15 protein-coding genes are annotated in these 18,154 nt (G+C 47.2%); 12 read left to right on the forward strand and 3 right to left on the reverse strand.

What is annotated here, in order from left to right:
* Positions 1–178: 178 nt before the first annotated feature.
* The 11 genes from KV201_RS20920 to KV201_RS20970 all read left to right on the forward strand — a co-directional run bounded on the left by KV201_RS20920 (position 179) and on the right by KV201_RS20970 (position 11,937).
* Positions 179–889 carry an ABC transporter ATP-binding protein gene (locus tag KV201_RS20920; RefSeq protein WP_011847709.1) on the forward strand — a complete coding sequence of 237 codons (711 nt, stop codon included), beginning with the start codon at positions 179–181 and terminating at the stop codon, positions 887–889.
* A complete protein-coding gene (locus KV201_RS20925; RefSeq protein WP_226060452.1) occupies positions 879–3,548 on the forward strand; it encodes an ABC transporter permease in 2,670 nt (889 codons plus the stop codon). Before KV201_RS20920 ends, KV201_RS20925 begins: the two co-directional genes overlap by 11 nt.
* Positions 3,545–4,717 (forward strand): lipocalin-like domain-containing protein, encoded by a 1,173-nt coding sequence (locus KV201_RS20930; protein ID WP_226060454.1) that lies wholly within the window; start codon positions 3,545–3,547, stop codon positions 4,715–4,717. Before KV201_RS20925 ends, KV201_RS20930 begins: the two co-directional genes overlap by 4 nt.
* A gap of 317 nt (positions 4,718–5,034) precedes the next feature.
* The gene (locus tag KV201_RS20935; protein ID WP_006086002.1) at positions 5,035–5,415 is read left to right on the forward strand and encodes a type IV pilin protein; all 381 of its coding nucleotides are present in this window, start codon (positions 5,035–5,037) and stop codon (positions 5,413–5,415) included.
* Positions 5,416–5,853, forward strand: coding sequence for a GspH/FimT family pseudopilin (locus KV201_RS20940; protein WP_107946583.1), 438 nt, complete (start codon positions 5,416–5,418; stop codon positions 5,851–5,853). It begins immediately after the preceding gene.
* A complete protein-coding gene (locus KV201_RS20945; RefSeq protein ID WP_006086004.1) occupies positions 5,850–6,260 on the forward strand; it encodes a hypothetical protein in 411 nt (136 codons plus the stop codon). Before KV201_RS20940 ends, KV201_RS20945 begins: the two co-directional genes overlap by 4 nt.
* A 2-nt stretch (positions 6,261–6,262) precedes the next feature.
* Entirely contained in the window at positions 6,263–6,832 is a 570-nt protein-coding gene (locus tag KV201_RS20950; RefSeq protein ID WP_226060456.1) for a PilW family protein, read from the forward strand.
* 18 nt (positions 6,833–6,850) lie between these two features.
* Positions 6,851–8,494: a polymer-forming cytoskeletal protein gene (locus tag KV201_RS20955; protein ID WP_226060458.1), complete on the forward strand. Its 1,644-nt coding sequence runs from the start codon at positions 6,851–6,853 to the stop codon at positions 8,492–8,494.
* A 253-nt stretch (positions 8,495–8,747) separates the two neighbouring features.
* A complete protein-coding gene (locus KV201_RS20960; protein ID WP_226060459.1) occupies positions 8,748–9,017 on the forward strand; it encodes a chaperone NapD in 270 nt (89 codons plus the stop codon).
* On the forward strand, positions 9,014–11,509 hold the full coding sequence (gene napA / locus KV201_RS20965) for a nitrate reductase catalytic subunit NapA (protein ID WP_226060461.1): 2,496 nt from the start codon (positions 9,014–9,016) through the stop codon (positions 11,507–11,509). The genes KV201_RS20960 and napA overlap by 4 nt, the downstream gene beginning before the upstream one ends.
* Positions 11,506–11,937, forward strand: a complete 432-nt coding sequence (locus tag KV201_RS20970; RefSeq protein WP_226060462.1) for a nitrate reductase cytochrome c-type subunit — start codon at positions 11,506–11,508, stop codon at positions 11,935–11,937. Before napA ends, KV201_RS20970 begins: the two co-directional genes overlap by 4 nt.
* A 266-nt stretch (positions 11,938–12,203) precedes the next feature.
* Here the strand turns inward: KV201_RS20970 and KV201_RS20975 are convergent, their stop codons facing one another.
* Positions 12,204–12,356 carry a hypothetical protein gene (locus KV201_RS20975; RefSeq protein ID WP_226060463.1) on the reverse strand — a complete coding sequence of 51 codons (153 nt, stop codon included), beginning with the start codon at positions 12,354–12,356 and terminating at the stop codon, positions 12,204–12,206.
* A gap of 93 nt (positions 12,357–12,449) precedes the next feature.
* Between KV201_RS20975 and KV201_RS20980 the strand changes: the two genes are divergently transcribed.
* Complete coding sequence (locus tag KV201_RS20980) at positions 12,450–13,337, forward strand: LysR family transcriptional regulator (protein WP_006086011.1); 888 nt, start codon at positions 12,450–12,452, stop codon at positions 13,335–13,337.
* Between the two features lie 197 nt (positions 13,338–13,534).
* Here the strand turns inward: KV201_RS20980 and fusA are convergent, their stop codons facing one another.
* Complete coding sequence (gene fusA / locus KV201_RS20985; protein ID WP_226060464.1) at positions 13,535–15,628, reverse strand: elongation factor G; 2,094 nt, start codon at positions 15,626–15,628, stop codon at positions 13,535–13,537.
* A gap of 440 nt (positions 15,629–16,068) precedes the next feature.
* Positions 16,069–17,523: a diguanylate cyclase gene (locus tag KV201_RS20990; protein ID WP_226060465.1), complete on the reverse strand. Its 1,455-nt coding sequence runs from the start codon at positions 17,521–17,523 to the stop codon at positions 16,069–16,071.
* Positions 17,524–18,154 lie beyond the last annotated feature (631 nt).

Raw genomic sequence — 18,154 nt, forward strand, 5'->3', positions numbered from 1 at the left:
ATGTTTTGTGATCCCGTTTATGATCCCATTACAGGAAAAATCAGTATCTATCTGAATAGAAAATGCTTTATCTTGAACACGGTATTGCAATGCTAAATTGCAGCCAGGATATGTTGGAGCCACAGCTTGAAACACTGCTTACCACATAAGCCGCCAATGGATATAAAGGAGTTGCTCAATGGCCGACGTCGCTAAACCAAATCCTGTCGACAAGCTTCACCCAGTCGCCAAGCTTAACCAAGTCAGCAAGTGCTTTCGCGATGGCGAGCAATATCATCAAGTGCTGCAAGCGGTTGACCTGCAGATCCATAGAGGCGAAACCGTGGCGCTTACAGGTCCCAGCGGCAGCGGCAAGAGCACCTTACTCAACCTGATCGCCGGTTTTGAAATGCCAGACTCGGGGGAAATCTTACTAGAACAAGCGTCCACCTCAACTTGGCAAGACAAAGATTGGAGCCGTTTCAGGCGCAATTCCTTAGGTGTCGTGTTTCAGCAATTTAACTTACTCACGCCACTCAACGTGAAAGACAATATCGCCTTCTCCTTAAGTTTAACCGCGCAGCCGTGGTCAGCCTGGTGTGACTATCTGGTTGAAAAACTTGGGCTGATGCCATTACTTCACCGCCAAGTTGAAGCCCTGTCCGGCGGTCAACAACAGCGCGTAGCCATCGCCCGCGCCTTAGCCCATAAACCGACGTTACTGCTGGCCGACGAACCCACAGGTAACTTAGATGATGTATCGGGTAAGCAAGTCATGGCATTACTGTGTGAACTGGCACGGGAAAGCCAAACCAGTATCTTAATGGTTACCCACAGTGAAGAGTGCGCCGCCTTCATGCAAAAACGTTGGCACTTATCCCAAGGTGCAGTCGCTATCTATGAACAATAAACCGCTCACTAAGTCGACTCCCACAGAGCTTAAGCAGATAGAACTTAAGCAAACTGAGCTTAAGCAAACTGAGCTTAAGCAAACTTGGCTGAGGCTGACGTGGCTCAGCCTAAAGGTGTTTATCGCCCATTACCGCCATGCACCCCTGCAGGCGGGCGCGATTCTGCTTGGTATCGCCTTGGCCGTGACTCTGCTGATTGGGGTTAAAGCAACCAACGACAATGCGGTGCGCAGTTATAGCGATGCGACTGAGCTTTTGAGCCAGCGTGCCGATGTGTTACTCACGCCGCCTCTTGGACAAAACACCTTAGATGAGTCTGTCTATTTCGACTTAAGACGGGCCGGATTAAGTCAGAGTCTCGCCGTGGTTAATGGCAAAATCTCCGGCAAGAATGGTCAGTTTTGGCAACTGGAAGGCAGCGATCTGATTGCCGCATTAACGCTACAAAAATCGAGAAGTCACGCCTCGACTGAAACGCAGTCAACGACCTCGCCGCAGATGAATGACTTGCCGCTTGCCGATCTCCTCAACGGCGCCCCCACTGTGATAATGAGCCGCAGCCTAGCCGCCAAAGTAGCGCCAGACGGTAAACTTGTTTTAGAAAATAGCACCTTAGATGTCATTGCAATTGATGATAGTTTTGGCCTCGGCAGCGCCATCTTGGCCGATATTTCCCTCGCCCAGCAATTACTGAACATGCAAGGCCGATTAAGCTATATCGCCATGTTCAGCGAGCGAGAAAACTTACCTCAACTAAAATCCCAACTCGACGCTTTAGGGATTACGCCGCAAAAGGCCAGTTTTAGCCAGCAAGATCAAGGCCAAGCGCTGATAGCGCTGACCCGCAGTTTTCACCTCAATCTCAATGCCATGAGCATGTTAGCCTTCGTTGTCGGCCTTTTTATCGCCTACAACGGTGTGCGCTACAGCCTAATGAAACGGCAAAAACTGTTAGTGCAGTTATTACAACAGGGAATCGAGCGCCGCGCCTTGATGACGGCGCTGATGTTAGAATTAATTTTGTTGGTTGTCATAGGCTCAAGTTTGGGCTTTATCAGTGGCTTGCAACTCAGCCACTGGCTGCAACCTATGGTCGCCATGACCTTAGAGCAAATGTATGGCGCCCACTTACTCCCCGGTATTTGGCAATGGACTTGGCTTATCGAGGCAATTGCCCTCACCTTAGGCGCTGCGTTCGCCGCTTGCTTGCCCTTGTATTTAGATCTTACGCGCCAAGCATTGGCACAAGGGGCGAATCGTTATCAGCAAATGCAGGCACACCGCAAAACTCATAGCATTCAATTTGCCTTAGCCTGTGGTTTACTGACCGTAGCGGCGCTGCTGTTTCCCTTCAGTCAAAGCTATAACATCAGCTTAGTGTTGCTCGGTATCGTCGCTATCGCGATCCCCTTGTTGTTGCCGCAATTATTGCATTGGGGTGTCAGTGCGTTAATGCCCTTGGCGCGCCCCGGACTTTGGCAATATCTGCTCGCCGAAACCCGTGAGCTTATCGCACCGCTCTCCCTTGCTATGATGGCAATCTTGCTGGCGCTCAGTGCCAATGTGTCGATGAACACCCTAGTGGGTAGCTTTGAGCAAACCCTGCGGACTTGGCTAGAAACCCGCTTGCATGCCGATCTCTATATTCGCCCACCGAGCCAGCGCATCGACACGATTCAAACCCAACTGATGCACGATCCTAGAGTCAGCGGTCTTTATCAGCAGTGGCAAATTGAAGCCCAGCTTTCACTCCCTGCATCGACAGATAATTCAAGCGAGTTGACGATTCCAATTAGCCTACTTAGCCGTGATGAATATTCGATTCGCCACACCAGCGCCCTAAAAGAAAGCCTGCCCACGTTGTGGCAATCCTACTTTAATGCCCCCGTGATCTTAGTGAGCGAGCCCTTAGCCATCAAATACCAATTGCAGCTTGGCGATTGCGTGTCATTGGATGCGCTTAAGAAAACCGGTAACAGCCAAGCCATTATCGGCGGCATTTATTATGACCACGGTAATACCCGCAACGAGGTGATTATCAGTCAGCCACTCTGGCAAAAGGCACAATTACCTGTACTGCCAATCAGTTTGGCGGCGAATTTTTACGGTAAAGAGCAAGGCCGCAAGATCAGTGAAGCAGAGCTCGATGAACTGCAAATCCAACTGGCTGCCGAGTTAGGCTTATCGCAAGCGCAAATCTACAGCCAAACTAAGATTAAAACCCAAGCTATCGCCATGTTTAAGCGGACTTTTTCGATTACCTTAGTGCTGAATAGTTTGACGCTGATTGTCGCCGCGATTGGGCTCTTTAGTGCCTGTTTAATGTTAACTCAGGCACGGCAAGCGCCACTGGCACGACTGTATTCCTTAGGTGTGAGTCGTAATGCGCTTCGCGGTATGGTGTTTATGCAAATGCTGATTGTAGTGCTGATCACTTGCCTGCTCGCTATGCCAACAGGTGCGCTGCTAGGTTACCTGCTTATCAACAAGATCACCTTGCAAGCCTTTGGCTGGACGATAAAAATGATTTGGGATTGGCAAGCCTATGGCAAAGCAATACTGATTGCCTTAACCACCTGCACCTTAGCCGTGCTCTTGCCGCTGTATTGGCAAACTCGCAAACCACTGGTCGCCAGTCTGCAGCAGGAGACCCTATGATGAAAACACTCAGTATTGTATGGGCAGTGGTTGGGTTAATGCTGATCGGCGGCTGCGACCAAACGCCACAGGCTCAAAGCACTCAATCCAAATCTATGGCCAATGTAGTAGGCACAACCTCTGCTAATCAAGATGATTTGGCCTTTACGCCTGTTGTTCCCGGCTATAAATTTGAATTTCCGCGGGATCACTTGGCGCACAATAACTTTCGCCAGGAATGGTGGTATCTGACCGCCAATTTAACTACAGAAACAGGTGAGCAACTCGGTGCCCAGTGGACGCAGTTTAGAGTCGCCCTAAAACCCACAGATCTGCAAGCAACAGATGTGGTTCCTAAAAGTGAATCCACTTGGGTGACTCAGCAGCTTTACTTAGCCCATAGCGCATTAACCTCGAGTAATGCTCACCTCGCCCATGAAAAATGGTCACGCCGTCATAGCGAGTTTGCCGAAGTAAAATTAGATCCCTATCAAATCCGACTCGATAACTGGCACTGGCAGAGCGAAACCAATGCACTCTTTCCCGCCACCTTAACGGTTGAGAATCCTGATTTTAGCTACCGACTTCAGCTTAACAGCCAAGCGCCACTGCAATTCCAAGGCGTTAACGGCTATAGCCTTAAAAGTCGCGATGGCCAAGTGGCCTCTTACTACTACAGCCAGCCCTTTATTGAAATTTCAGGTGAAATCAACCGCAATGGCAAAGTGGAGCGAGTCACAGGCCAAGGTTGGCTCGACAGGGAATGGAGCTCGCAATTTCTCACTAAAACGCAACAGGGCTGGGATTGGTTCGCGCTCAGATTAAACGATGGCTCGACGCTGATGTTGTTTCAGTTACGGGATCAGTCTCCAGCAGAGAATACAAAGAATGCGCCTATCTCGGCATTTTATAGCGCCAGAAGAATGTTTGCCGATGGCACTGGGCGCAGTATTAATTCCACCGACAATCCTAATGAAATACAGATGACGCCACTGAAATGGCAACATACAGTCAATGGCGACTATCCCGTCAGCTGGCAGGTAAAAATCCCCAGCGAGAATATCGATCTCACCATCACCCCGCTCAATCCTAATAGCGCCATGCCATTATCGACGCCCTACTGGGAAGGACCAGTGCAACTCTCTGGCAGCCATGCTGGTACAGGTTATATGGAACTGACGGGCTATTGAGCCCAAACATAGTTCTTATAACCAGAAATGCTAAGTCAGCGCGAAGTAGCATAACAAGATAGTTATTCAGAGAATGATCTTAAGCTGCTGTTGTATAAAGACATCGCAACACGCAATACGTGACCAAGCCCACAATAACACCCTATTTGCGATCGAGTTCAAGACTAATAATCAACCAATTGTTGCATTTTAATGTCAACCCAAATACATTATCATAAATTAAAATGACAACGTTGTCATAACGTACAGATAACAGTTTAACTCTCACGTTAATGAGTGACTGCAATACGCATCAACCAGCACAAATGGAGTTGTGAATGAGTTCTATCATCCGCATAGAGAAAGGTTTTACCTTAATTGAACTCATGATCGTCGTAGCCATCATCGGCATTCTCGCCGCTATCGCTATCCCTTCTTTTTCCGAATACCTAAAGCAAGGTCGTCGTTTCGATGCCCAGCAATATTTGATGACGAGCGTGCAAGCATTAGAACGCAATTATTCCCGTCAAGGTAAGTATCCTGCTGCGCAAACCTTAACCAACAGTCCTTACTACACTTTTAGCTACACACCGGCGGACGACAAGTTAAGTTTCTCCCTCTCGGCAGTCCCAACCAGCCGCCAATCGGATAGCTGTGGCACCTTAAGCATTAATCAGAAAGGCGTGCGAACTCCTGCTGCCAATTGTTGGACGAATTAAATGTCGAACACGTGGAATCAAGGATTTACCTTAGTTGAGCTTATGGTTACCGTCGCGATTATCGGTATTTTAGGCAGCTTAGCACTCCCTTCGTACCGCGATGTTATGGCACGTGAACAGCTAACCGCAGCCGCGAATGAATTGGTCTCTAGCTATAAATTTGCCCGCAGCGAAGCGATAAAACGCAGCACTTCAATTACCCTCACGGCAACAGAAGCGGGGCTTTGGGTCATTAAAGATAGCGACGATAACGAATTGAAGGTTTTTACGCCCCCGACACGTGGGGTTGCTGTAACAGGACTGGCTAGTATCAGCATCAGTGCCACGGGCAATACAGCCAAAACCAGTATTTCATTGGCGAACAGTCAAGGTGAAAACATGAATTTATGCATTTTACCGAGCGGCCAAAGTCAGCTTCAGAGCGGGGATTGTGCATGAAAGCCTTTAATCACATAGGTAAAAAACACCTTGGCTTTACCATGACAGAAGTTTTAGTCTCACTCGTGGTATCAGTCACTTCATTGCTTGCACTGGCAAAAGCGCAGCTATCATCGCTACAACATGCCACCAATAGCTTTCAATACACAGTTGCCACAGTGCAAGCGCAAAATGTCATTGAACAGATTTGGCCAAGGTTATGCGAAGTGCAAAAGCAACCCGCCCGCTTCGAAGATATCAATTTTAGAGCCAGTTTAAGCCAAGATTTCCCCGTAGGCTTTGACTTAGTGTTACCCGCCACTTATCAAGACAACATGGCAATTACTGTGACTTGGCAAGATGGTCGAGTCGATACCGATAATAGCGTCAGTCTTAACGCCAGTTTTCCCCATCTGTGTAAGGCCTAACTGTGATTTCAGCTCATCACACTCAATGGAGACACATTAAACCCGCCTTAAGACAATCGGGGTTTAGCTTATCCGAACTGATGATTGCCATGGTATTAGGGCTGATCATCATGATCGCTGTGATCAATTTCTTTGCGCCACTTAAGGCCACCGTTGAGGAAAGTAAACGTCTAGAAAATGCCGCTGACGCCTTAAGATACGCCACGCTAACGCTCAGTAAAAGCATCAAACAGGCTGATAACGTCGCAAATGTATCGGCTAACGAACTCGTCTTAAGCACGCGCGCCTCTGCAAGCCAACCGAGTATTAGCTGTTTAGGCCAAAGTAAAACCGCTGATTACATTGAAACATTTAGCTTTATGGCACCTAACTTATCCTGCAACGATGGTGATGGCGCGCAAACACTCCTCATCGGGCTAGAAGCGGCTCACTTCTCGCAAGCTGGTGAACTCGTCAGTATCAATCTGAAGCCCTTAGCTTTGCCGACGCAATATGGTCAGGGTATTAGCTTGCAGGTCGCACTGCGTAAACCCCTTTGGCAACAAGCCATTAATTCACAACAAGTGCCATAGGCACGAGGAAGCACAGACATGCACACGGAACGTTCATTTGCTCACGCTTCGCCACCTCACGGCAGTATCAATAAGCAAAAGGGTGCAGTGTTACTTATCGTCTTAGTCTTCAGCCTATTAGCCAGTTTATTAGTCGTGACATCACTGCGAGATAACTTAGTACAAGAGCGACTGAGCGGGAACTTCCAGAAACAAGTCAATGCACAACTCACCGCCGAACAAGGCATGTATGAAAGCTATAACACCCTCAAAGCGACTTTAATTAAAGCGCCTCAAAGCACGGCTGCCTCCTTAAATGACAGTCTGCCAAAGAGTGCCTCAGGCAGTATCGACAGCAGCGCCTATACGTTGACAAAAACCGTGACCCCGAGCGCCGAACTCAGCGTCAACAGCACTGGGCAACACTTAGAAGGTCAGGCCAAACTCAATGCACTCTTCGCCCTAAAAGGCGCAAAGGGCAATAACATTTTTAACGATGCCATCGTTTCCTGCGAGAGCCTCAATCTTACTGGTAGTAGCACAATCGATGGTTATGACTCACGAAAAGGCGCCTACGGCGATAACTTCAATAATGATCAAGGCAACAGCCAACTCAATAAGCACGGCAAAGGCAATGTGACGACGGTTGAACCGAATGCCGATGTAACCTTGTCGGGCAATTCGCCGATTTACGGCGATGTCAGTGCAACGGGAAATGTCACATTAACCGGCTCATCTTCCCTAATGGGCAATATTCAAAGCAATAAAGATGTCATCGTAGGCACAGGTACTGTCGGTGGGAATATCGCTGCGGGTCATAATTTTGAGCTAAAGAACAGTGGCACTGTTGAAGGCTCAGTGCAAGCCAATAACAACGCATCAACGGCCCCCGGTGCCAAAGTGAATGGGACACTTCAATATGGCGGTGATGGCAACTTCCATCAAAATAGCAGCATTGGCCAAGCAGTGAAACAAGCGCCTAATGTCCCTCCCGTCCCCACTAAGTCCTGTGATCCATTAGATATTGGTGCCGTAATGGGAGGGTTTAAAATGCCCAACAATGGCGCAAGAACAATTGCATCAACCCAGAATGTTACCCTTTCCCCAACGGGTTCGACTGCGAGTTCAGGCAACAGTAATGCATTTCCAGCACTGTCCTCAAGCTCCGAAAACATCTTCGGTTCTGAAACCCCAGTATTTAATCTCGACAGTTTAGTCATGAGTAGCGATGGTGTATTAAACATCAGCGGTGGGGATGTCACACTGATTATCAATGGTGACTTTAAAATGAGTGGCGCAAACCAACTCAATATCGCCCCGGGCTCAAGCCTAACGCTATTTGTGAATGGTGAGATTTCCTTTACGGCGGGTACCAACAACGGTAATAACATTAAAAGCCAAACCCTAACCAGCAGCAATAAACCGCCGTTAGCGATTTACTCTGGTTCAAATAAAGATGTGACTGTCAGTGGAAGCGTGCCGATTTACGCCGCGCTTTATGCGCCTAAATCCAAAGTCAATCTGCCCGGTGGTCCCGAAATCTTCGGCTCAGTAAGAGGTAAATCCATCACCGCCACGGGCAATGGCAAGATCCATTATGACAATGCCTTAGGCGAAGCCGATTTGGGCAGTGAAAATGCCATTCCGCCTTCGATAGTACTTAAAGGTTGGCAATATTTATAATCTTGAATTATTGGCCGTATCCCATATACGGCCAAGTACAACACACCTTATCAGCAATAAACTCACCGCTTAAATATCAAACTGGGAGTTAGATCACTCGCAAAACTTTGATCCGGATCGACTATCGCTTTCAATACCTCTTGTGAGGTATACCCACATTTTTCATCAGGTCTAGACTCACCAGTATCAGCACTCGGTTGCTTTCCTTTTTAATATTAAGCAAGCGAGTTAACGCCACTACAGGTCAGCCCTTATGAGTCAGGAATACCACGTCACCAGCCTTGTGGTGCATGCCGCACCTAAAGTCTTACAGCAGGTTGAAGCCAATATCCGCTCATTAATGGGCGCCGATATTCATGCTGTTACGCCCGAAGGGAAATTGGTTGTCACCCTCGAAGGGAGTAGCCAAAGGGCGATACTCGACAATATTGAAGCCATTAATGCCCTGTCCGGCGTGTTATCTGCCAGTTTGATTTACCACCAAGTCGCACCTTTAGAACAAGAGAGTAAGGAAAGATTATGAGCATAAGCCGCCGCGAGTTTCTCAAGGCCAACGCAGCGGTTGCCGCCGCAACAGCCGTTGGTGTCACGCTTCCCATTAAAATGGTTGAAGCCGCCGAACAGCCAGACAATATCAAATGGGATAAAGCCCCTTGCCGCTTCTGCGGTGTGGGTTGTAGCGTATTAGTGGGCACCAAAGCGGGTAAAGTCGTGGCGACTAAGGGCGATCCTGAAAGTCCAGTCAACCGTGGCCTTAACTGTATTAAAGGCTATTTTTTATCGAAAATCATGTATGGCAAAGACAGATTAACCACGCCATTACTACGGATGAAAGACGGCAAATACCATAAAGAAGGTGAGTTCACCCCAGTCAGCTGGGATATGGCCTTTGATACTATGGCGACTAAATGGAAACACAGTCTCGCCACCAAGGGCCCGACATCAGTAGGTATGTTTGGCTCTGGCCAATGGACTATTTGGGAAGGCTACGCCGCCTCTAAACTTCATAAAGCAGGTTTCCTTACCAACAATATCGACCCTAACGCACGCCACTGCATGGCCTCAGCGGTGGGCGGCTTTATGCGCACCTTCGGTATTGATGAGCCCATGGGGTGTTATGACGATTTAGAAGCCGCCGATCAGTTTGTGCTTTGGGGCGCAAACATGGCGGAGATGCACCCAATTCTGTGGGCACGTTTATCCGATAGACGTTTAAGCAGTCCAACGTGCCGCGTGCATGTGCTGTCGACCTTTGAAAATCGCAGCTTCGATTTAGCCGATAATCCTATGGTGTTCCGCCCGCAATCGGACTTAGTGATCCTCAACTTTATTGCCAATTACATTATTCAAAATAACGCGGTTAATACTGACTTTGTCACTAAACACACTAAGTTTGCCTTAGGCGTTGACGATATCGGCTATGGCCTGCGTCCAGATCATCCATTAGAGAAAAAAGCCAAAAATCCAGGCAATGGTAAATCGACACCGATTAGCTTTGACGAGTATGCCAAGTTTGTCAGCACATATACGCTGGAATACGCGGCTAAGATGAGTGGTGTGGAGCCAGAGAAATTAGAAACTTTAGCCAAGGCCTATGCCGACCCTAACGTTAAAGTGATGAGTCTGTGGACCATGGGCATTAACCAACATGTTCGCGGTGTATGGGCAAACAACATGCTCTACAACATCCACTTACTCACGGGCAAAATTGCTACACCGGGTAACAGTCCATTCTCGTTAACCGGCCAACCTTCGGCTTGCGGGACTGCACGTGAAGTCGGCACCTTTGCCCATCGTTTACCAGCCGATATGGAAGTCACTAACGACAAACACCGCGCCATTACCGAAAAACTATGGCAAGTGCCTGAAGGGACTATTCCCGCCAAACCTGGCTACCATGCCGTACTCCAGAGCCGTATGCTCAAAGATGGCAAGCTCAACTGCTACTGGACCATGTGTACCAATAATATGCAGGCGGGCCCCAACATCAACGATGAAATCTATCCGGGTTTCCGTAATCCAGAAAACTTTATCGTGGTTTCAGATCCCTATCCAACCATCACAGCCATGGCGGCGGATTTGATTTTGCCAACGGCAATGTGGGTTGAGAAAGAAGGGGCCTACGGCAACGCTGAACGCCGCACCCACATGTGGCATCAGCAAGTAAAAGCTCCAGAAGGCGCGACCTCAGATCTGTGGCAATTAGTCGAGTTTTCGAAACGCTTTAAAGTGTCTGAGGCCTGGCCAGCTGAGTTGATAGCTAAGCAACCAGAATATGCGGATAAAACCTTATATGAAGTGCTATTCGCCAACGGCGTGATCGACAAGTTCCCCACATCGGATTGCAAAGCAGAGCTCAACGATGAGAGCGAACACTTTGGTTTCTATTTACAAAAAGGCATTTTTGAAGAATATGCCACATTCGGTCGTGGCCACGGCCATGATCTAGCCGACTTTGACCGTTACCACGAAACCCGTGGCCTGCGCTGGCCAGTCGTTGATGGCAAAGAAACCCTGCGCCGTTTCGTTGAAGGTAGCGACCCTTATGTCAAAGCCGGTGAAGGCTTTAAATTCTATGGCAAACCCGATGGTAAAGCGGTGATCTTCGCCCTGCCCTACGAACCCGCCGCCGAAGAGCCGAATGAAGAGTACGATTTGTGGATGTCGACCGGCCGCGTGTTAGAGCACTGGCACACAGGCTCGATGACAGCGCGCGTACCCGAGCTTTACCGCGCTTTTCCCGACGCACAGATTTTTATGCACCCAGAAGATGCCAAAGCCCGCGGTGTACAACGCGGTGATGAAGTCATAGTGGCATCACCACGGGGTGAAGTAAAAACCCGTGTCGAGACCAAAGGCCGTAACAAACCGCCACGCGGCGTGGTATTTATGCCTTTCTTCGATGCACGCCAGTTAGTCAACAAACTGATATTGGATGCAACCGATCCCCTGTCAAAAGAAACTGACTTTAAAAAATGCCCAGTGAAGGTCTTCAAGGCGGAGAATAACCAATGATAAAAATACTCACCTTAACTGCGTTACTTATCGGCATAGCGGGCTGTTCCGGTCAGCCTGCCGACATCAATACAGTGCCAGTTAATATTCAATCCCTCGCAGGAAACATGGCGATCACCGACATTCGCCCAGCCGATGCCATGGCGATTTATCCCAGTCGCGGCACCGCCATTGAGCGCAGCTTTAGCGAGCAACCACCGCTCATCCCACATAAGGACGATTACAAGATCACCTTAGATAAAAATGGCTGTCTAAGCTGCCATAGTTGGGACAAAGCAAAACGCATGAAAGCCACGCCTGTTGCTGAGTCCCATGTGATTGATGATAAAGGCACAGTTAACGGGCATAACTATTTCTGTACTCAATGCCACGTCGCTCAAGCCGAAAACAAACAACCACTCGTGGAGAATCAGTTCTCAGACAAGTAAATCACCTTCCCCTGCAAAGCAAAGCCACCCGAATTTATGAGGGTGGCTTTTTGCTATTTAAGCATCCCATCGTAATGAGTTGGCTTACTGTCGGTGATGAGTATTCAAGTAAATATAAGACTAAACGTCTATCGCGAGTTAATAGCTCGTTGCTGAACGGTACTTTCACCAAGGAAGGGATTGAGCAGAAGTTAAAAAGGCGAAGTGAGAATCGAGGGAAATAAAGATAAGAGCAGAATCTAAAACGCAGAAAAGAAAAACCCAGCCTAGGCTGGGTTTACTTGTTGTTTTGCTTTATGCAAATCACCCGCTGGAGCCGTTTTCGTTACTTGCGCCGCTTTTGCTTTTTGCACATTTTTTGCCACAGGCATAGCCGCCTGCCACAAAGCACCTACCCACAGACTTGAACTTGATTTCATCGGTATTCCCCTGTTTTGTTAACAAGGTCAAAGTAATACTTAGGCCATCATTAGTAAAATGAATAAATTCCATAATATGGATTCCATTTGAGCATGAACATCCCAATCAAGACCTTACAGTGTTTTCTGACCCTAGTGGAAACTGAAAACTTTACCCGCGCCGCGCAGAAATGTTTTATCACTCAGCCGACACTGAGCAAAATCATCCAAAGACTCGAGGAGAGCCTAGGGGAAACCCTGCTGATCCGAAATAACCAAAAAGTTGAGCTCACTCAGGCGGGGCAGCTATTTGAGCACAGTGCACGGGAAATCCTCGGCCAATGGCATAGATTACAGGAGGACATGAGTAACCTCAGCGGTCTCAAATCGGGGCGGTTGCGATTGGGTGTATGTCCTATGATGAGCAGCCTTATCATAGGCTTGCTCACTAGCTACCGTAAACGTTATCCGGGGGTTGAACTACACATGTATGAATACGGCGGATTCGGCTGTGAGCAAGCCCTGCTCAATAACAGTCTCGATATCGCCTTTACCGCGCTACCCACAACCCATGAGACTGAACTCGTCAACCAACCCCTGACTAAGTACCCTTTACTTGCATGCCTGCCTGAGGGGCATCCCTTAGCCGAGAAAGACCATTTAAACTGGCAGGACTTCCAACCCTATCCTTTTATCCTCTATAACGAAGACTTCTCCCTCGCTAAGTTGATCAATCGGCTCAGCCGCAAAGCAGGTGTTCAGCTCAATATTGCCTTTCGCAGCGGTCAGTGGGATTTTCTCGCCGCCATGGTCGAAGCCGATATGGGCGTCGCCATTTTACCTGAGCCTATTTGCAATAGATTAAGCACCAGCAAACTGGTCTTTAAACCTATGCAACCCGCAATGACATGGGATCTGGCGCTCATTTGGCGACAAAGTTTACCTTTAACGCCCGCGGCCAAAGCCTTGCTCGAATTGAGTAAACAAAAGACTGAACGCTGAGAAGATAAAGCGAGAACTGACATTCTATTAAACAAAGGGGTACGGACTTTAAACAAAGAGATCTGGAGCTTCGTCAACCGAAGCTGGTGATGACTGTTAGATCTCACCCATAAAAAAACCGCTGCTAGCCTAGAGGCCGACAGCGGTTTTTATTAGCTAACTAAGCTAATAAAATATTAGCTTAGTTAAGTTAAGAATTACTTCTTAGCTTCAGCAGCTTTACGTTCTTTAACTTGAGCAACAACTTTCTCAGCTACGCTAGCTGGACATTGGCTGTAGTGTGAGAACTCCATAGAGAACTGACCACGACCAGAAGTCATTGTACGTAAAGTACCGATATAACCGAACATTTCTGATAACGGTACGTCAGCTTTAACGCGAACACCTGTTACACCAGCAACTTGGTCTTTGATCATGCCACGACGACGGTTTAAGTCACCGATCACGTCACCCACGTTGTCATCTGGGCTGAACACGTCAACTTTCATGATTGGCTCAAGAAGCTGTGGTTTAGCTTTAGCGATAGACTGACGGAAAGCGCCTTTAGCAGCGATTTCGAACGCGATTGCTGATGAGTCAACTGCGTGGAATGCACCGTCAGTTAATTCGAACTCAACGTCTAACACTGGGAAGCCAGCGATAGTACCTGTGTTCATCATGCTCGCGAAACCTTTCTCAACTGCTGGCCAGAATTCCTTCGGAACGCTACCACCAACTACTGAAGATTTGAACACGAAACCAGTGTTTGGCTCACCTGGGCGAATGATATATTCGATCTTACCGAATTGACCAGAACCACCAGATTGTTTCTTGTGAGTGTATTGATCTTCAACCATTTGAGTAATGGTTTCACGGTAAGCAACTTGTGGCTCACCTACGATCAATTCAACGCCATAAGTACGCTTCAGAATGTCTACTTTGATATCTAAGTGAAGTTCGCCCATACCTTTAAGGATGGTTTCACCTGAATCTTCGTCAGTTTCTACGCGGAATGATGGATCTTCAGCGATCATCTTACCGATAGCGATACCCATTTTCTCAGAACCGCCTTTATCTTTTGGCGCTACTGCGATAGAGATAACTGGCTCTGGGAACACCATAGCTTCTAAAGTAACTGGGTGTTTCACGTCACATAAAGTGTGACCAGTTTGAACGTTTTTCATACCCACGATAGCGATAATGTCGCCAGCTTGAGCAGATTCAATTTCAATACGGTCATCAGCTAGCATTTCACACATACGGCCGATACGTTCAGTCTTGCCAGTCGCGCTGTTCAGGATGGTATCACCCTTCTTCAGACGGCCTGAGTAGATACGTACGAAAGTCAGGGCGCCGAAACGGTCATCCATGATTTTGAACGCTAACGCTTTTAATGGCTCATCAGCAGAAACGATAGCGAATTCGCCAGTTTCGTTACCTTCTTCGTCAGTCAGTGGCTGTGGATCAACTTCGTCTGGTGCTGGTAAATAATCAACAACAGCATCAAGAACCAGTTGCATACCTTTGTTCTTGAACGCAGAACCACAGTATGTTGGGAAGAAAGCCATAGTACGAGTACCTTTGCGGATACAACGCTTGATATCTTCGATAGATGGCTCTTCGCCTTCCATGTACGCTTCCATCACTGCATCGTCTTGCTCAACTGCAGTTTCGATCAGCATTTCACGGTATTCTTCAACCATGTCAACCATGTCAGCAGGTACATCTTGGATATTAAAGTTTTCTGGTAAACCAGACTCATCCCACACGTATGCTTTACGAGATAACAGATCAACAACACCAGTGAATTCGTCTTCAACACCGATTGGCAGAACCATAACCAGTGGAGTAGCAGCTAATACGTCTTTAGTTTGCTTAACAACGCGTAAGAAGTCAGCACCCATACGGTCTAACTTGTTTACGAAGATAATACGCGCAACTTCAGATTCGTTCGCATAGCGCCAGTTAGTTTCTGATTGAGGCTCAACACCGCCTGAACCACAGAATACACCGATACCGCCATCAAGCACTTTCAGAGAACGATAAACTTCAACGGTGAAGTCAACGTGTCCTGGGGTGTCGATAACGTTGAAACGGTGATCTCTCCAGAAGCAACTTACAGCAGCAGACTGAATAGTAATACCGCGCTCAGCTTCCTGTACCATGAAGTCAGTGGTAGATTCGCCATCGTGAGTCTCACCTGCTTTATGGATTCTTCCTGTTAACTTAAGGATACGCTCGGTGGTCGTGGTTTTACCCGCGTCAACGTGAGCGAAGATACCAATGTTTCTGTATTTGGATAATTCGGTCATGATTCAACTTTAATGAGTAGTTTAAGAAGTAGACGGAGTATGCGACAAACACCGACACACCGCACATCAGATTATTTTAGGCGTATATTGTAAATTGGAACCCTTCTCGGCGCAAATGGCTAGACTACTTTTTCACGATAAAGTCGCGTAATAATTTAAGAAAATCGCCATAAACACGAACTAAAACAGATAAGTAAAACACTTTAGCTTATTTTTCACTCAATCAATAAAAAACCTTAAATAAACCTCATTTTAATGGGATAAAGCGATTTTCAAGGAATTTCTATCATATCGTCAGTACAAACATCAAACATTAACCGACATGCATTACTGCTGGCGCAATAATGCTGATCCTTTCTTTAAAATAAAGATGACATCATTGATTCAACTGAGTGGAAGCCATTTGCTCAGATAACGGCAAATCACGCTTGTGTAAATATTTACTTGTCGGTGCACATTTGATTACGCCCTTGTGCTTTAGCGCGATAAAGCGCGCGATCAGCACGTTCAAAGCACAACATCATAGGTTCGTTATCGGCGAGCTTAGCGACGCCAAAACTGCAAGTTAACTGCACATTGTCAGTAAATTGATAATGTTTGATCCTCTCAGCTATCCGCACACACAAGCTTTCAACTAAGGGTAAAGATGACTGCTGACAGAGGATCACAAACTCTTCGCCACCCCAACGGGCAACCACATCAGATTCACGCACACAATGCTGTAGCACCTGTGACACTTGTTCAAGGATCCGATCGCCGACGTTATGCCCCAGCGTGTCATTAATCTCTTTAAAGTAATCGATATCAATCATCACCAAGCACATACCTGCCTTAGCAGATTTATCATGCTGCTCATTATTAATAAAAAGGCGATTAAAGTAATGTCGGTTATACAACTTGGTCAGGGGATCATGGGTAGATAAAAACTCGAGTTCGGCATTTGAAGCCTCGAGCTGCTGTCGTAAGGTTTCGAGCTGCTGATTCTTATCGGTGAGTCTACGGTTATACTGGCTGATAAAGTAAGTTCTTGCCCCCAACATTAGCAATAACAAACACGTCGCGCAGATAACTTGATAAACAAGCGAATAGTTAGTCTCATCTATGACAGTCACATTATTCCACTTCTGATAAATCAAGATCCGCTCCTGCTCACTCACAGCATTTAAGGCCTTATTTATCACAGGTAACAAGGACTCTTGACCATAGGCAACCCCCATCCGCAACTCATCTTCTGGTCCGCCCCAACCGGCTATTTTCAAATGATTAAATCCAGTTTGTTGGATGTAGGAGTTAACCGAAAACATCGATCCCACAAACAGATCGGCACGTTTATCCAGCACCGACTGCAATCCTGCTGGCTCACTGGCCACGGTAAGCGTCTCAATTTGTGGATAGTAATGCTGAATATATTCGGCTAAACGATAACCTTTTGGCACGGCTAAAGTACGCGCACCGATATTCTCAAATCCTTGTAGAAAAGGCTGATCTTTAAGTGACACCAATACATTAGGCGAGCGGAAATAGACATCACTGAAGTGCAGATAAGTCTCTCGTATCAGGGTTTTATTCAGCATAGGGGTTAAATCACACTGCCCGCTTTGCAAAAAGTATAAGGTCTCTGTCCAAGAGGAAGTCGGCACCAGCTGAAACTTAAGGGAGGAATGCGATTCGATATAATTAATATAGTCTGACGAAATACCCAGATGTTTACCCTCTCGGATTCCTTCATAGGGTAACCAGTCAGGATCAACACAATAACGGACTGTCTGAGTCATGCTAACGCTAACGTCTTGGCTAGCAAGCTTAGCATTCGCCATCGCTAAACGGTCAGCATGAGCCAGTAATGGCATACACATCAATAGCGGCAATAACCTCAATAAGCCACGCAATTCCATTGATAGTTTCAACCTAAAAGCAGACGCTCGATGGGGAATGTAAAAAAGTGTATACGTGAAAACCGCATAATACCAATTCCCATCATTGCGAGTGCGTAGCGGTTATTTATCAATAGTCGGCTCAAAACGCTGAGATATGTGCCTGCGCGACGCAATAATGTGTGTGTAGACTGGAAAGAAAACCTCTTTAGTGAGGAAGCTTAACATCGCTATAAGTGACCATTGAGGCTAAGTATCACTTTTTTCAGATTTGGGCTTTCAAATTTGATGAGCCTAACAGGACACAATGAATTGATAGTGATATCGAGGATGTACCTGTCTATAAAGATAAAGCAAACCCGCAATCGTTTTAGCAAAAGTGATATTTTCTAAAATGCCGAAACGAAAAAGGCCTCTACATTGCTGTAGAGGCTTTCATCTTTATGTTGGCGGGTGAAATATCACGCAGCGATGAGCTCATGAACGAGAGGCATGGATGCCGAGTTGGGCTGTTAAGCAGGGATGCTGTTGGACGGGACGGCCGCGACGATTGAAATAGATAAATTCCAGATACGAAAAAGCCCTAACATTGCTGTTAGGGCTTATCGAAATGTTGGCGGAGCGGACGGGACTCGAACCCGCGACCCCCGGC

Origin of the sequence: Shewanella sp. SR1 (genome assembly GCF_020447145.1) — a bacterium.
GTDB classification, from domain to species: Bacteria; Pseudomonadota; Gammaproteobacteria; order Enterobacterales; family Shewanellaceae; genus Shewanella; species Shewanella baltica.

Bases quoted from the DNA above. Each gene is read 5' to 3' on its own strand.
- KV201_RS20920 (WP_011847709.1), top strand. From the start codon at position 179: ATGGCCGACGTCGCTAAACCAAATCCTGTCGACAAGCTTCACCCAGTC.
- KV201_RS20925 (WP_226060452.1), top strand. From the start codon at position 879: ATGAACAATAAACCGCTCACTAAGTCGACTCCCACAGAGCTTAAGCAG.
- KV201_RS20930 (WP_226060454.1), top strand. From the start codon at position 3,545: ATGATGAAAACACTCAGTATTGTATGGGCAGTGGTTGGGTTAATGCTG.
- KV201_RS20935 (WP_006086002.1), top strand. From the start codon at position 5,035: ATGAGTTCTATCATCCGCATAGAGAAAGGTTTTACCTTAATTGAACTC.
- KV201_RS20940 (WP_107946583.1), top strand. From the start codon at position 5,416: ATGTCGAACACGTGGAATCAAGGATTTACCTTAGTTGAGCTTATGGTT.
- KV201_RS20945 (WP_006086004.1), top strand. From the start codon at position 5,850: ATGAAAGCCTTTAATCACATAGGTAAAAAACACCTTGGCTTTACCATG.
- KV201_RS20955 (WP_226060458.1), top strand. From the start codon at position 6,851: ATGCACACGGAACGTTCATTTGCTCACGCTTCGCCACCTCACGGCAGT.
- KV201_RS20960 (WP_226060459.1), top strand. From the start codon at position 8,748: ATGAGTCAGGAATACCACGTCACCAGCCTTGTGGTGCATGCCGCACCT.
- napA (WP_226060461.1), top strand. From the start codon at position 9,014: ATGAGCATAAGCCGCCGCGAGTTTCTCAAGGCCAACGCAGCGGTTGCC.
- KV201_RS20970 (WP_226060462.1), top strand. From the start codon at position 11,506: ATGATAAAAATACTCACCTTAACTGCGTTACTTATCGGCATAGCGGGC.
- KV201_RS20975 (WP_226060463.1), bottom strand. From the start codon at position 12,356: ATGAAATCAAGTTCAAGTCTGTGGGTAGGTGCTTTGTGGCAGGCGGCT.
- KV201_RS20980 (WP_006086011.1), top strand. From the start codon at position 12,450: ATGAACATCCCAATCAAGACCTTACAGTGTTTTCTGACCCTAGTGGAA.
- fusA (WP_226060464.1), bottom strand. From the start codon at position 15,628: ATGACCGAATTATCCAAATACAGAAACATTGGTATCTTCGCTCACGTT.
- KV201_RS20990 (WP_226060465.1), bottom strand. From the start codon at position 17,523: ATGGAATTGCGTGGCTTATTGAGGTTATTGCCGCTATTGATGTGTATG.